A 245-nucleotide genomic window follows, 5' to 3' on the forward strand; every position below is an offset into this window, starting at 1 on the left:
GAAAAAGCCCCGGGACGACCGAGCACTTCCGCCAGCGGAGCGTGCCGGGAGCCGGGGATCGCCCCGAAGGCGACCTCATCCGCCTCGCGCACATCGAGCACGAACGCTCCGGCGGTGACCTCGTCGTCGAGTGCGTCCGCGGCGACGTGAGGTACCGCCGGGCGCGCGGGAACCGAGGTCGCCTCGCTGGTCGTCGCCGCACTGGCCGTCTCCGCGCGCCCGCGCAGCGGAACCTCACTCATCCG

Annotated in this window: 1 protein-coding gene; it reads right to left on the bottom strand. The window is 73.5% G+C overall.

From position 1 onward, the window contains the following. The coding region (locus R0J87_RS23435; RefSeq protein ID WP_498889380.1) for a rhodanese-like domain-containing protein at positions 1-245 on the bottom strand (245 nt) is incomplete at both ends.

The sequence above is a fragment of the Halomonas sp. SIMBA_159 genome, assembly GCF_046536035.1.
GTDB classification, from domain to species: Bacteria; Pseudomonadota; Gammaproteobacteria; order Pseudomonadales; family Halomonadaceae; genus Vreelandella; species Vreelandella venusta_A.